This is a genomic window from Streptomyces sp. NBC_01426, from assembly GCF_036231985.1.
Classification (GTDB): Bacteria; Actinomycetota; Actinomycetes; order Streptomycetales; family Streptomycetaceae; genus Streptomyces.
In genome coordinates, this window is sequence record NZ_CP109500.1 from 55,935 (window position 1) to 69,950 (window position 14,016).

General features: G+C 67.6%; 13 protein-coding genes, 1 tRNA gene and 1 pseudogene. 4 read left to right on the top strand and 11 right to left on the bottom strand.

Features of this window, described 5'->3' with window-relative positions:
- Positions 1 to 100 precede the first annotated feature (100 nt).
- Positions 101 to 1,744 carry a histidine decarboxylase gene (locus tag OG906_RS00295; RefSeq protein ID WP_329438792.1) on the top strand — a complete coding sequence of 548 codons (1,644 nt, stop codon included), beginning with the start codon at positions 101 to 103 and terminating at the stop codon, positions 1,742 to 1,744.
- A 286-nt stretch (positions 1,745 to 2,030) separates the two neighbouring features.
- Here OG906_RS00295 and OG906_RS00300 read toward each other — a convergent pair whose 3' ends face one another.
- The 5 genes and pseudogenes from OG906_RS00300 to OG906_RS00320 form a co-directional block, all read right to left on the bottom strand.
- A complete protein-coding gene (locus OG906_RS00300) occupies positions 2,031 to 2,264 on the bottom strand; it encodes a hypothetical protein (RefSeq protein ID WP_329438794.1) in 234 nt (77 codons plus the stop codon).
- Between the two features lie 1,159 nt (positions 2,265 to 3,423).
- A pseudogene (locus OG906_RS00305) lies at positions 3,424 to 3,747 on the bottom strand (ABC transporter permease); the annotation flags it as partial.
- A gap of 107 nt (positions 3,748 to 3,854) precedes the next feature.
- Entirely contained in the window at positions 3,855 to 4,811 is a 957-nt protein-coding gene (locus OG906_RS00310) for an alpha/beta fold hydrolase (protein ID WP_329438796.1), read from the bottom strand.
- 9 nt (positions 4,812 to 4,820) lie between these two features.
- Positions 4,821 to 5,033, bottom strand: a complete 213-nt coding sequence (locus OG906_RS00315) for a hypothetical protein (protein ID WP_329438798.1) — start codon at positions 5,031 to 5,033, stop codon at positions 4,821 to 4,823.
- Between the two features lie 270 nt (positions 5,034 to 5,303).
- Positions 5,304 to 5,612, bottom strand: a complete 309-nt coding sequence (locus OG906_RS00320; protein WP_329438800.1) for a hypothetical protein — start codon at positions 5,610 to 5,612, stop codon at positions 5,304 to 5,306.
- 450 nt (positions 5,613 to 6,062) lie between these two features.
- Between OG906_RS00320 and OG906_RS00325 the strand changes: the two genes are divergently transcribed.
- Positions 6,063 to 6,440: a hypothetical protein gene (locus tag OG906_RS00325; protein ID WP_329438802.1), complete on the top strand. Its 378-nt coding sequence runs from the start codon at positions 6,063 to 6,065 to the stop codon at positions 6,438 to 6,440.
- Between the two features lie 401 nt (positions 6,441 to 6,841).
- Here the strand turns inward: OG906_RS00325 and OG906_RS00330 are convergent, their stop codons facing one another.
- On the bottom strand, positions 6,842 to 7,189 hold the full coding sequence (locus tag OG906_RS00330) for a hypothetical protein (protein ID WP_329438804.1): 348 nt from the start codon (positions 7,187 to 7,189) through the stop codon (positions 6,842 to 6,844).
- Positions 7,190 to 7,534: 345 nt separating this feature from the next.
- Here OG906_RS00330 and OG906_RS00335 point away from each other — a divergent pair.
- Positions 7,535 to 7,611: transfer RNA gene (locus OG906_RS00335), tRNA-Met, on the top strand.
- A gap of 98 nt (positions 7,612 to 7,709) precedes the next feature.
- On the opposite strand, the gene OG906_RS00340 is transcribed toward OG906_RS00335, so the two are convergent.
- From OG906_RS00340 to OG906_RS00350, 3 genes are all read right to left on the bottom strand, one after another.
- Positions 7,710 to 8,657 (bottom strand): hypothetical protein, encoded by a 948-nt coding sequence (locus OG906_RS00340; protein WP_329438806.1) that lies wholly within the window; start codon positions 8,655 to 8,657, stop codon positions 7,710 to 7,712.
- A 603-nt stretch (positions 8,658 to 9,260) separates the two neighbouring features.
- Positions 9,261 to 9,521 carry a hypothetical protein gene (locus OG906_RS00345; protein ID WP_329438807.1) on the bottom strand — a complete coding sequence of 87 codons (261 nt, stop codon included), beginning with the start codon at positions 9,519 to 9,521 and terminating at the stop codon, positions 9,261 to 9,263.
- A 693-nt stretch (positions 9,522 to 10,214) separates the two neighbouring features.
- Positions 10,215 to 10,667 carry a hypothetical protein gene (locus OG906_RS00350; protein WP_329438809.1) on the bottom strand — a complete coding sequence of 151 codons (453 nt, stop codon included), beginning with the start codon at positions 10,665 to 10,667 and terminating at the stop codon, positions 10,215 to 10,217.
- Positions 10,668 to 11,293: 626 nt separating this feature from the next.
- Here OG906_RS00350 and OG906_RS00355 point away from each other — a divergent pair.
- Positions 11,294 to 11,488, top strand: coding sequence for a hypothetical protein (locus OG906_RS00355; protein WP_329438811.1), 195 nt, complete (start codon positions 11,294 to 11,296; stop codon positions 11,486 to 11,488).
- A gap of 331 nt (positions 11,489 to 11,819) precedes the next feature.
- Here OG906_RS00355 and OG906_RS00360 read toward each other — a convergent pair whose 3' ends face one another.
- Together OG906_RS00360 and OG906_RS00365 are read right to left on the bottom strand one after the other, a co-directional pair.
- The gene (locus OG906_RS00360; protein ID WP_329438813.1) at positions 11,820 to 12,341 is read right to left on the bottom strand and encodes a hypothetical protein; all 522 of its coding nucleotides are present in this window, start codon (positions 12,339 to 12,341) and stop codon (positions 11,820 to 11,822) included.
- Positions 12,342 to 13,015: 674 nt separating this feature from the next.
- A complete protein-coding gene (locus tag OG906_RS00365; RefSeq protein WP_329438815.1) occupies positions 13,016 to 13,972 on the bottom strand; it encodes a hypothetical protein in 957 nt (318 codons plus the stop codon).
- Positions 13,973 to 14,016 lie beyond the last annotated feature (44 nt).

Genomic DNA, 14,016 nt, shown 5'->3' on the forward strand with positions numbered 1-14,016 from the left:
CCCTATCCCTTCGGATCCGAGCGATTCCCGACGCAAGTGCCGTCCGTTTACGACGCGGATAGGCCGCCGTTTCGTGATTCTGTTCAGAATCGGACACCTCATGACGACCGAGTACACAGGAATCCCGGTAACGGCGCCGCCGACCAACGACGACTACCGGCTGGGTGCCGACTCCTACACCGACGAGCAGCGGACCGCGGTCCTCGCCAAGCCGGAGGGATACCTCGGCGAGCAGCGCGGTCGTCTTCTTGGCTATCAGGTGAACCTGTCGCTCGACGGCCACGCCGCGCTGGGCCCGTTCCTGGGCTTCCACCTCAACAACATCGGGGACCCGTTCGTCGACAGCCACTACAGCCTGCACTCGCGGTGGCTGGAGCGGGCCGTCCTTGAGCACTATGCCCGCCTGTGGCACGTGGCCCTGCCCGAGGATCCGGACCGGCCCCGCGAGGAGGACGGGTGGGGGTACGTGCTGTCCATGGGCAGCACCGAGGGCAACCTGTACGCGATGTGGAACGCGCGGGACTACCTGGACGGCAACGCCCTGGTGCGTGACGAGGTCTCCGGCGATACCAGCTGCCGCACCAGCTACCTGCGGGCCCAGCATCCCGACGACAACCCCAACGCCTACCTGCCGGTGGCGTTCTTCTCCCGGGAGACCCACTACTCGCACATCAAGGCGATGCGGGTGCTGGACATCCCGACCTTCTACGACCTGGGCGGAAGCCTCTACCCGGGCCAGTGCCCGATCGATGTGTCCGGCACCGGGATGCCGACGTACAACGGCTGGCCGCTGGGCGGGGTCCCGACCACCGGCGGCGACGAGGGGCCGGGCACCATCGACATCGACGCCCTGGTCGCCGTCGTGGACTTCTTCGCCGCCAAGGGACACCCCGTCCTGGTCAACTTCAACGTCGGCAGCGTCTTCAAGGGCGCCTTCGACGACGTCCAAGGCGCCTGCGAGCGCCTGCGGCCGATCTTCACACGGCACGGACTCGTCGACCGCACCGTGCGATTCGACCCCGACGACCCCAACCGTGTCAGCACCCGCAACGGGTACTGGATCCACGTCGACGGAGCCATGGGAGCCGCCTACGCCCCCTACCTGGAGAAGGCCCGCGACACCGGCCTCACCGACACCGCACCCCCGGTCTTCGACTTCCGGATCCCCGAGGTGTCCTCCATCGTCACCAGCGGCCACAAATACCCCGGCGCGCCCGTCCCCACGGGAATCTACATGGCACGCGCGGGAGCCAAGCTCCGCCCGCCGTCCGACCCCGCATACGTCTCCTCCCCCGACAGCACCTTCGCCGGCTCCCGCAGCGGCTTCGCAGCCCTCGCCATGTGGAACCACCTCGCCCAGCTCAGCGAAGAACAGCAGATCCGCCAGGCCGCCGACGTCTCAGGAATCGCCCAGTACACCGCCCGGCGCCTGCGCGAACTCAGCGACCGACTCCGGGACCGCTCAGAGCCATGGGCCGAGGACGGCATCGAGGTCGGCCACGCCGACCACGCCCTCAGCATCTGGTTCCAGCAACCCCGCGCCGACATCACCCGCAAATACTCCCTGGCCTGCATGCCCCTCAACCTCGGCGGTCGCCGCCACGACTACAGCCACGTCTACGTCATGCCCCACGTCACCCGGCAACTCATCGACGAACTCCTCGCAGACCTCGCCCAGCCCGGAGCCTTCGACCGCTCCACCGACCCCGACGCCCAACGACCCCCACTCCCCCACCAACGCTGACCCATAACCCTCCGGTCGCTCGGCGTCCGTAACGGTGGACCAGCCGGACAACTGGTCCTCCCCGTCGACGCCTTCGGCCAGGGTCAGCCACGGGCCATAAAGCCGGAACCAGTACGTGGCGCCCCCGGTACCGGCCGGCAGCACCGAGGAAACCGTCGGCCCCGCGGGGGATGCCGATCCTGTCGTGGGCGAGGAGCCAGGCAACGACTGTGTGCCGGTCGAGCTGCGGGTGCACGTCCTTGCCGGCCACCCGGGTCGGGGAAGTCGGGGTGCCGGCGGAGCCAGTTCACCACCGTGGCCCGGCCACCCTGGCGATCCACGCCACCTCCGCCAGGAACGCCCGATCGTCAGCCGGGGCAATCGGGTCAAGAGCTGCGAGCGATGAGCCACGCCCCGCCACCACGGTGCGCACGGCCCGCCAGTCCACCGAGGGCCGGACCACCTCCAAAAGCGCGACGTCCTCGGCTGCGCAGAGGGCGACTGTGGTCACCCCACCCTGCCGTTTGTAGTCGACGTCCACGGAGCCGACCGGGGACAGCCAACTGAGACGCGAAACGCTTATGCGTGGGCAATTGTCCGGTTGTTGGGGGGAGTGACGTATCGCGGATGCCGTCCTGGCGACCCCCGAGCACGGCGGCACCGCCCCACAGTTGTCAGGCCGTGGCGAAAGGGCCTGGCCATGCCGCAGATGTCGAAGGTCGAGCTGTACGTGACGATCCGTCGGGACCACCGCGGTGGCATGAGAATCCGGGAGATCGACCGCAAGACGCCGACGCAGCCATCGCTCCAAAAGGTCCGCTTGATTGTGTCCGCCGCCAGCACGTGCCAGCGGACACCGTTCCTCTCATGCACCCTCAGCGTGTTTCAGGACGCGCCCGATAGGCTCGCCGCACCCGCGCCGACATGGGTGCGCAGGGCAGGGCCGCAATCGGACAGGCTCACCCCTCGAAGATGCAGTGCAGCGGCCCGACACAGCCCCGGACCGGACCGCTACGCAGCATCGATCGCCGGCCGTTGACGGCCAGCCTCACCGCGCAGGGCCGGTGACTGGGCCGGTAACCCTGTTACCCGGCCAGTCACCGAGTCGCGGTTACCACCGCGCCTGTTACCAGTCCTGACCAGCGGAAAGACAACCCTCAGGGGTCACTTGCGCACCTAGGTAACCGGGGTTGCACCGCAGGGAGCGCGATCATGCCGTCGCCCGCACGGCCGCGACGCCGGTCCGAGTACGCCGGCCGTGGCCGTCATGCCGCGCAATCAAGCCGTCACTAGGCCTCTGACCAGCGGGGCTGGCCAAGGGCGCGGCTCCGCCGCAGTGGGCGTAGCGTGGAAAGTGGAGCCCGGAGGGGTGGTCCACCCCCCGGGTGCCGTGGTTGGATCGCACACCCCCGCCGGGCGGGCGGTTGTTCGGTAGGCGCCCGCCCGGCCACGCACGACGCGGCCCCGACATACCAGGCCGGTGTGTCGGGGCCGAGGTACGGGCCGGGTCGTACTGCCCCGGAGCGCTCTGGGCACCGGCCCTGACCCGCACACCCGTATAGGCGAGAACTGGCACCGCCTCTTATGCGACCCACGGCGCGCAGAGCGCGGATCCATGCAGGGCACCTGCAATGCCTGGTATACGATCTCGGATTCCAGGTCTCGCGTATTCAACATCAGGTGTTAAGGCCCCGTCTCTCTTAGTCGGTTTTGATGGCTTCCAGGGGGTTGAGCCGGGCTGCGCGGCGGGCCGGCCAGAGGGCGGCCAGTACCCCGACAACGCCGGACATCAGGAAGAAGAACGCGATGCGGCCGTAGGGGATGTCCATCGTGTATGTCCGCAGGATGCCCGTGATCGACTTTCCGGCAGCCCAGGCCAGGAAGAACCCGAGGCCGATGCCGAGTACGGCGCCGAACAGCGCGATGGTGATCGCCTCGATCCGTACCATCTGCTTGATCTGTGTGCGGTGAAGGCCGATCGCCCTCAGCATCCCGATCTCGTGCTTGCGCTCGAAGACCGACAAAGGAGCTGCGGTCGAGGGTGCCCGTGGCGGCGCCGACGATCCCTCGGTGGTGTCCCGGCGGCAAACCTTGACCCAGTCGTGGGCCAAGGGCCGCGGGCAACGCTGCATCACATACGATCGGATGCGCGGACGGTCTGGCCTGTCGAAATGTCGGCGAGGTACGGCAGAGGCGTCAGAGAGTTCCCTGCCAGAAAACGGTTGATTAGATCGTTAAATTCCTTCGACCGCTCATTGTTCAACATGTGGCCGCATTGCTTGATGACTGCCACAGTGCAGTCGGCGATGTTACCGGCGAGTTCCCTGCCTGATCCGGGGGGTGTAATCCTGTCGTGCTCGCCGTATACGGCCAGGGTCGGAACTCCTTCGATCAAACCCGGCGGGATCACCTCTGCACCAGGGTTCAACATCAGGTCATTATGATATTGGACGTACCTGATGTAATCCTCGCGCGGGAGCCGGGAAAGCTTGTGGCGTAGCGCGAGGGCGATCATGGCCGCAGAACGGCGCCCCCGTGTGCTGTTCGAGAGTGTCAGAGTTTCCGCAATAATTCCCGCGAATTCCTTTCGCCTCGCACGGTCGCCACTAAGCGATGGCTTGAGGGTGATAAACCGATCGATGTGCCGGATCAGCTCTTCGGTCTCCCGGCTGAGGTTCTGGGAGGGGGCCCCGACCAGAACCAGCCGAGAGATCCGGTCACCGTACTGATGCGCCAAGCGGTACCCCAGAGGCCCGCAAGCGGAGGCTGCAAGCACATCACACCGTTGGATACCGAGCGAGTCCAGGATATTCACTGTCGCTCCGAGCAGGAACTCCCAGGTAAGTCGAGGAACCGCTGATGTGGCGGTGGTCACGCCGGGGAGTTCCACGAAGACAAGACGCCTGATGTCAGCGAACTCCGCTTCCAGGCGGGGCCATGAGTGCAGGGGATACATGATTCCCGGCAGGACCAGGAGGGTGTTAAGGCGGCTCTCTGTCGCGGGCGTGACCACTCGACACAGATAGTCACTTCCCTTCCAGTCAAGCGTATGAGTGACGGAGGACGCACCGCCGAATTTCATGGACATCTTCTACTCTCACAATTCCACGTGATCGGAATTCCCGCACCAACTCGATTCGCCAATACTGCTTTCAGCGTGCCCCAATTCGTCCGGCGCACTGTCGATTCTTGCTGCGCCCGCCATGTGGAGCTGGGCGCCCACGCCTGCCAACACGGACAGAACAGTGCCTGACATGAATTTTCCCTGCATTAGATATGACAATCCGCCGATGCGCAGGATGAGTTCCACTCGTGCCACGCGACAGCCCCGCACCATACAACCGCTGCCCTAGTGCCCACGACCACCCCGATCGGAGACACCAGCCGTCCGGCCCGAAGGGCCAACTGATTGATTCAGGCGGTGGGCGCCCCTGTCTTTTGTTCCGCTGGGACCGCTTCACGGCACCAATCACCGCCGCTAATCGTGCGGAACCGCCGAAATTGATGGCATCGCTTCCGAACCAGCCGTACCGGTAGGGACCTATGACCTGCTTCACCCGTACGAGCGAGGTCACTAAGCTCAGCAGTACGTCCGGGCCTTCTTGATGGCGGGTTCGGCCCTTTGGATGTCGGAGGTCACGTTGAGCAGATGCTGCGCCTCCCTCAGGGCGTCGGCGAGCGGCTGGAACTTGGCGTCCGCCAGGGCGGCCGCCCTGGCCAGTTCCTCGGCGCCGACGAGGCGGGCCATCGCGATGTCGAATGCCTGCCCGCCGTCGGTACCGGGCATCCGTTCCGGCAGCCGACTCACGGCCGCACAGGCCAACTCGGCGCCGGTGCCCTGGATCTTGCCGGACGCCGCCCCCGACTGACAGGCCGTCAGAGCCAGCAACAGACCGACCGCGGCCACAGCGGTTGTTCGGACGCCTCATCAGTTCCCCCGCTCGAAGACTTCCGGCCATCCTCGGGGGCTTCGCCCAGGTGCCGATCGAGTCCACCAGATCGAAACGGGCCTTGGCTCGCACTCCAGAGTCGAGTTCGCGTAGTCGGCGGATGACGGAGACGAGGCCGAGGACCTGCAAGAAGGCCAAGCCGAGAAAGATCCACTTGAACCAGTCGGGTATATCCACGGCGCGCACTGGTATCGCTAGCCCGGAACCCTAAGGGACCGGCCTTGTGTCTGCTGCGCGGGAGGGTGTCTAGTCCCACCGCGGCGACGTCGAGGCCAGCCCCAACGAGGCCCGCCCCATGCCAGTCACACCAGCAGCGGATTTCGACAGGCACCGAGCAGCCGTCAACCGAGCACCCTGTGACTGTCCGTGACCACGGATGTTATCCAGGCATGACGATCAAAAAGATGACCGCAGCCGTGCTGCTCACCACCGCGACCGTGGGAGCAGGCATGGTCACGGCAGTACCTGCCAGCGCGGGAGGAGTCGGCGATTTCCTGTCCCCGGCCTTCGGGACCGACTGCGCCAACCTGAACACCGGCGCCCAAGCCGCGGGCCACACCACCCGAGGCAGCGGAGCCGCCGGCGGCAGCCTCCTCGGCCTGCCCATCGGCACCCCACTCAACCAATGCGGCGGAGCCGACATGCCGGTGCAGAAAACGCTGATCAACTGCGAGAACTCTCAGGCTGGTTCTTCTCTGGTCAATAAGTCTTCCGTGCTCGGCCCGTGCGCCCAAGTACCGGCAGATGGAGGCATCCTCGGGGGTTAAGGTTCCCAGGCCAGGAAAGCAGCGGGCCCAGGGCAGGCCTGACCAGGTAGGGGTGTAGTAGATATACCAAAGGCTGGGCCCCATTAGGGGCCCAGCTCCTTTGTTGTGCCCACATTGTCCGCTCGACCGGAGGCTTGGCATCAGTGGGGGCTTCGGCTTTCCCTGCTCCTGCGGAACGTGGGTGGTACATGTCGGGGCCCTCGGCCAGGAGGAACAAACGTTGCCACAGCAGCAGCGCGACGCGCCAAGGGGACAGACACATCCGATCAACCCATCAACACGTCCCAGTGCCGACAACTCGCTGCGCCTCACACGCGAGAAGCATGTGAAAGATGTGCCCCGGCCTCCGCCCTCCTACTGTCGCCGCGGCCGGCCCGCTCCTCGCGGCCAGGGGGTACCGCCTACGCGGCGTCGATCGCCGCTCGTCGCCGGACAGCCAAGACCGGCGGCCCCGAATCGGACGGCGCCGACACCGACCGGCGCGCGACCCTCAGGCCCGGCTGCGGCCACTGGTACAACCGCGACAGAACCGACGTCGAGCCGTCGGCATCGATCGCCACCTGATAGACGACCCGCCCGTCCGCGTGGTCCTGGCGCGACTTGACCGGCGCGAACCGCCACGCCCCGCACGACCACACGGCCAGGGCCGGGCGGTCACCGGCCGGCCACGTCCACACCCGAGGCGCCGGCCCGTCCTGCGGCCCCCACGGCCGCAAGGCGACCGGCTCCACCGGCTCGTCCGCGCTCATCAGCCGGCGGCGGACCGCAGGACCTTACAGCCCTGGCACAGGGGCGAGGCGACGTGGCCGTACCTGCAACAGGGCTGGCGACACCGTGCGCACGGGCCGATCTGGGCGGGTGCGCAGGTCAGTACGGGCTGTCTCACGGCGGCCCTCCGCCCTTTCAGCTTGGTCCGCTGGAGGGGCGGTCGTGGAAGTCCGAGACACTCCCCGGTCCGTTCCCGAGGAGTACGGGCTGACCGCTGTCGGGGACAGTGCGGCGGACCCGGGACGCTGCGGGTTGAACGGGAGCGCCTCACCGTCCGGATACTCGGTCGGAAGCGTGGGGCCAGTGCCGTAGGGTGGTGTTCACGACGCGGGGTGGAGCAGCTCGGTAGCTCGCTGGGCTCATAACCCAGAGGTCGCAGGTTCAAATCCTGTCCCCGCTACCAACGCAACAGCCCCCTCGACCACCAGGTCGAGGGGGCTGTTCGCATTCAACGCCCGCGTGTGCCGTGGAGACGGCCGGGTGCATGCGAATCGGGCGGTTCTACTCGCCGGGCCGCTGCTTCACGATCTTGATGTCCGTGGCGCCCTCCGCCTCGAGATCTGCCTTTCGGTGTTCGGCGCTGGGCTGGTCGTAGCTCACCGCGGACACCATGGCCTTGCCGTCGCTCGCGCGTACCCACTTCACCCGGTAGTTGACCATCGCTACGCCTCGTCCGCTCCGCACTCGTCGGCTCAGATCAGCAGGCCGTGTCTTTGCATCCAGTACGGATGTCCGCCCGCCCCAGATCGACCGGATTTCATCCAACAACTCCGGGTAGTGCTCTCCGTACGTGTTCAGCGCATGCCACACCGCATCCAGAGCTGCTTTGAGCGGGTCGGGTTCGGCAGCAGCGAGTACGGCGGGGAGAGCGAAATGCGGCTGTGAGATGGGCCCACGGACCTGCGGTGTGCCGGCAGGGAACACGAGCTCGGTGAACACCATCGGTGCCTGGCTGTCCGGTAGCCGGTCAAGCTCGTAGCTCGTCTCCCCGTCGCTCTCTTCTGCGGTCTTGACCCACATCAACCCTGCCGGCGCCGGGGGAAAGTACCGCCCCCGCTGGGGCGGTACTGCGCCGAGAACATCCGGGCCCGGTTCGAGAGGGGTGGACTCCAGAGCCTCCCGCATCCGGGCCGCGTCGTCGAAAGGGGGCGGTAGCGGATGCCCCTGCGGCAACGCGGCGAGCGCCCCAGCGACCCACGGCACATCGGTCAGGCCCGCCACCTCGCAGGCCCGCTGAGCGGCGAGCACCGCCACGGCACGCTGGACGTCTGGATCCGCGGCGCCGAGGTCGTGGACCAGGTCACTGTCGAAGTCGAGCAGCCCCAGGACGTTGCTCTCGCGGACACGGCGCAGCGACTCACTCGGCAGTCTTCCGCCCCACCGCCACCTCTCGTAGTGCAGCTGCGGATCCTCCGTGACCTCTACCTCATCTGAGACCAGCTTGTGCACAACGCCCCCGTTCGGGACGGCCTCTGAAATCCCTATCGGACCTGCCGTCACGTCTCCCGCATCATGCCGCAGGCCACTGACACGCCCGGGACACGGGCCGGGGTGACGCGGCCGAGCGGTTGTTCACGTCCGGCCACCGTGGCTCTTGCGTACGGTAACCGCCGCCCATCTCCTGGCGCCGACTGGCTACGACGCCGTTCAGGTCGGCTCGCCTTGACAAGTACCGGCCCCCCAGAACTTTCAGAGAGCCCACCGGACAGCACACCGACTCAGAGACAGACCGACCAAAAACCCACGAACCTGAACCGCACCCTCACACCGTCCAACGACCAGACCCGCAACCGCCCAGACCCAAAGCCCGACGAACCGAACCACCCGGGCAACCGCCCAGGCACAGACCGAAGAACCGAAGACCAACCCCAACAACCAAACCCAAACCCACATACAAGAAAGTCCGGCCAGTCACCGGCCGCGATACCAGGTCTGACCAGGGACGACACCAAGGGGGCGTTCTACCGGCTTCCCCCCAAGTCTCCCCCCATGGTTCCCCCCTTGTCTCCCCCGATGTCTCCCCCCTTGCTTCCCCCCACGTGTACCGGGGCGTCAGCCGGCGCCGACGACCTGGAGTTCACCGATCGCCAGGCTGGTGGAGCTCGTCCGGGTGACGGTCAGGGTGCCGCTCTGGCCGGCGCCTTCCCACTGGATGTCCCAGGTATTGGTGGCGGTGACCGGGTAGCGGCCGCCGGGCGCCGTCGCGCTGGTGCGGGTGTAGGTGTGGCCGCACGTCGGGGACGACTGCTTGCCGAACGCCGGCTGATACGGCGTCCCCGGGCCGGCGCAGGGGACGGTGGTGCCGTCGCCCATCGACCACGCGATGGTGCGGACCCGGGCCGTGGCGGTGACCGTGACCGACCCGGCCGACGCGGAGGCCGACGTCGGACCGGTGCGGGACGGGCCCGGGCTTGGACCACATCCACACCGGCATCCCGACCAGGCCCGTGCCGTCCGGGCGGGGCACGATCCCGATGTCCGGGCCCTCCAGGAGCAGCTTCTCGACGGCTTGTTGTGCGAGGGCCTGGACGTCGACGCCGCCACCGGCCGGGCCGGTGGCGGACCAGCGCAGGCCCCCGCGGATCTCGTCACCGGCGCTGTTGGGGCAGGTCACCAGGTAGAGCGATCCGCCCGGATCCCCGGGCTTCCAACCAGGCGGGGCGCCGGTGTCGAAGCCGGGCGGGAGTCCGCCGGCCGGGCCAGTGGTCTCCTTCCAGTAGCAGGAGTCCGCCGGGCTGAAGACGCCCATCTCGGGGGTGGAGCAGGGCACGGGTGTGCCGTCGATCGCGCAGGAGGGCTTGCCCGGCCCGTCGCCGCCGGGCTTGCCCGGCCCCTGCCCAGGCTTGCCCGGCAGGGGCTTGCCCGGGTCCTGGGCTGTGATGTCGCAGTCCAACTCCCGAGGGGGACAGATGACCCCCCCGCCGTCCGCGAGAGCCGGCACGGCGGCGTGCGCGAGGAGCAGCCCGGCCGCCAGGGCGAGGGCGAGGGTGGTCGGGCGGGGGCGGGTCAGCACGTGCGGTCTCGCTCGATCGTGGACGTGTAGACCTGCCAGGGGCCCGTCTTGGTGCGTTGGGCGGTGGAGGTCACCACGTGGCGGCGCGGCCCGGAGGGGGCCGTCACGGGCTTTCCGGAGGTCTTGTCGACCTTGTCGTAGGCGGTGGAGTCCACGCAGTCCGTGATCGCCGCCCGCCAGGTGTCCTTACTCGTGTCAAGGGAGTCGACCTTCGAGGAGTGGACGGGTGCGCCCTTCATCACGGTGCCGCGCTGCTGGTACCAGAACAGGGTCGCCTTGATGTCGGCCAACGCCTTGTCCGTCGCGTGCTTCTCCAGCTCCGGATCCAACACCGCGTTCGCGTACGACCACGTCTCCGCCGCCGCCATCGCCCCGTACGCCGTCAGGACCGCCGTCTTCTCCGCCGCCTGAGGATCCGCCGCCGGTACCGCCGACGACGTCGCCACCGACGCCACCGCGGCCGGCTTCCCGTCCGACGACGCCCCGCCACAACCCGCCATCAGACAGAGCCCTCCCCAAGCCCCGCAACCCGTAACCCCCGTGCCCGTGCCCGCACCGCGCCTCCCACGTCCGTGATCATCACGTCACGCCAGCGCCACAAGCCCCCACAATCCCCCGACTTCCAGCCACACCCCGACCAGCCGACCGCCAACCCCGAACCCAGACCCATCCCCACAACCAAGTCCGGCCAGTCACCGACCCGAAACCCAGCTCTGACCAGGGAAAACGAGCACAAGCCCAGAAGTTGTCTTCCCCCCATCTATCCCCCGAACTCTCCCCCCAACTTTCCCCCCAACTGTTCCGAGCCCAGGACCAACCGCCCCGGCACACGACCCGACCGAACACCCCACGCCAGACCCATCCCCCCACACAAGAAAGTCTGGCTAGTCACCGGCCGCGATACCCGGCCCGACCAGGGACGACGCCGAAGGAGCGCCGTACCCGACTCCCCCCATGTTCGACCCCATGTTTGACCCGATGTTCGACCCCATGTTTGACCCCATGTCTCCCCCCATGTGTACCGCCGGCGCGGCCCGCCACCGGCCCGGAACGAGACGGCGAGACTGGACAGATGAACGAGCGCCGCCCCTTGGGCTCAGGCCCCCGCCCCGCCGCACCCCCGGCACCACCGACCGCGGCGCGCCGGGCCCGCCTCGCCGCCGAAGGCACCCCAACACCCCCGCCCACCGAGACGGCCGCCGGCGAGCGCCCCGAGCAGCCGCACGGCCGGCGCACCCTCGGACCCGGCACCACCGCCGGCCGGTGAGTCACCGTTTCAGTCACCGGTGACTGAAACGGTGAGTTCAGCAACCGGTGACCGGCCGGTGAGTTCGCCCGCAGGGCCGGTGACTGGACCGGTGAGTGGGCAAGCCAGGCTTGCCCAGGACCTGTTACCCAGCCAGTTACCGAACCGGTTACCTGAACGCCTGTTACCAGGTCTGACCAGGAAAAAGACCCCCGCAAGGGGGTACTTGCGCGTTTAGGTGACCGGGGTTGCACCGCAGGGTGCACAGACAGGGGGATGCTCGGCCAACTCCACCACTGCCTTCAGGCGCGCAGTCTGTTCGACGAAGCGATCGCTTTCCCCGCGAACCCCGCTACGGGGTGACTGGCGGGCACCCTTTCTTCGGCGCGGCCATGACCAGGCCCGAGCTCACGGCGTCGATCCCAACGCGCTGGACGGAGGCCCAGCGGTCAAGGAGGTAGCAGGCCGAGTCGGGGTCGTACGCCGCCGTGGGCAGCTGCGGTATGCGCTTGCGGCCGGTTTCATCGAGGCGGTAAGGAACGTCGAAAGCCGTGTTCCAACCGTCCAGGTCCGCGGCAAAACGCTCTTCCGCCTGCGCCGGACCGATTCCCAGGTACTGGGCGATCTCAGCCCAGGAACTGCCGCGCTCGCGTTCGTAGATCACGGCCGCGGCCAGAGCGCGCTCTGCGAGCTCGATGAGCTGGAATGCCTGGCTCACCCGGCCCCCGGGACCGGTGTCGGCGTCCCATTCGGTGGCCACCAAGCCACTCGCGTGGTCCGCGACGTCCACGGCGTGATCGCAGAGGACCAGACGTGCCAGAGCCTGGCGGGTGAATCGGGCACGGTCGGCGTCGTAAGGGGTCGTCTCAGTCACCCCCACAGCCTCGCAGGCCGTATCCGCGACGAGTACCCGATTTCCGCAAGGGACCGGTCTCCGCTTGACGGCTTAACTGCATGAGGTGTCTTTCTGCGACAGCCAGAGGAGGTTTCCAGCACTGCCCGGGGGCCGGCCGCGGCCGCCGTCCCGCACGCCTGTCGCGCCCGCCCGCACCCCGGGGATCCAACCTCCCCAGCCCAGGTCAGCGGCCCCTTGTCGATCCGACAGACCGACCCGCGCGACAGGACACACGACAACCGCAGCCGGCACCTGACACTGACAATGACACCGCCGCCCGCCGTCACAGCCGCCCCGGGTCCCAGGCCAACGCCCCGCGGCGTGTCAGATGTCAGGTCGTCAGGGGTGTCCCCGGTGCACAGGAAACGCGACTCGTCCCCCGGCGCCGGGGTAGTCGGATCGACCACCCGGGCCCCACTGGCCGTCGTCGGTCATCAGCAGCGCACCGTCCGCGCGCTCGTCTTGGCCGCCGCGTCACACCCGGCCCGACCACGGCATCGTACGTCGTCGGCTGCTCCATAGGGGGGCGGAGCCTTGCAGGGCTCATCCCACCACCTCGCCTGCCGAGTGGGTCGCGCTCCCACCCGAAGGTCACTCATGACAGCCGCTCGGCGGTCTGCCTGATGACGGCACGTAGCGTATGGCGAAGTTCCTCACCTGATCACGTGTCCTTGATCACCGCTCAAATACCTGGCTCGTTTGCCGCTCTGTTCGTTCATGAGATACCTCCGCAGCCGCGATCCTTCTGAGCACCACAGTTCGCGGGAGCACCGCTCGCAGGCGGCGGCGTGTTCCTCATAGTCAGCGGCGGCCGATCGGGAAGCCTGCTCCCCCACTCGCCTCACAGCGGGCGGCTCCCCGGCGGGGGCGGGTAACGGATCACAGCGCGTGTGGTCTTGAGGAGGATGCGTGCCATCAACCTGAGGTTGTAGAGGCGCATCAGCCATCTCATGGTCGAGAGCTTGGTAAACCCTGGTAGGGGCGTCATGTGACGCCCCCTGCTCGGTCAGGTGACGCCCCGTGCCCTTGTCACGTGACGACCTCTGAATCAGCTCCTCGGCGACCCACCCGGCGTCACGTGAAGCCCTTTGGTTGCCTTCGACTCCCAGTCCATCAGGCGTCACCTGCCGCGCTGTCTCATTGGCGCGTTTGTGTCGAAGTCGTCGATCATGCTCGGAGCTGGACAACACCGCGACAGCGCGTTCCCAGTCGAGGCCTTTGCCGGTCTTAGCGTTCGCGCCGATGGGAAGCGTGCAGGCATAGGTGGCGGGCTTGGGGTTGCGGCCTCCCCGCGCGTGCGCGGTCTTCCTGATCAACTGCATCGCCTCGGCCGCGAGAAGCACCTTGTGGACTGTCTCCTTGCTGCATCGGCCCACCGCCATGAGCGTCTGGGTGCCGAGAAAGGCGTTGGTTCCGTCCTCATTGGCGGCTTGGCCGATCGCTTGGAGGATCGAGAAGAACGATGCGCCGAGGAACTTCCATCGAGGGTCGCTCGTGGTCGCCTTCGGTACATGCTTGGCCGCCCTCAACAGGAACCACCGCCAGGAATGTGCGGGCGCCCAGCCCCGGTTGACGTCCGAAGCGGCCTCATCGATCTCTGCATCGCTCATACCCCGACACCCTCCCACGAGGTTTCTCTCACAGCAACCAGATT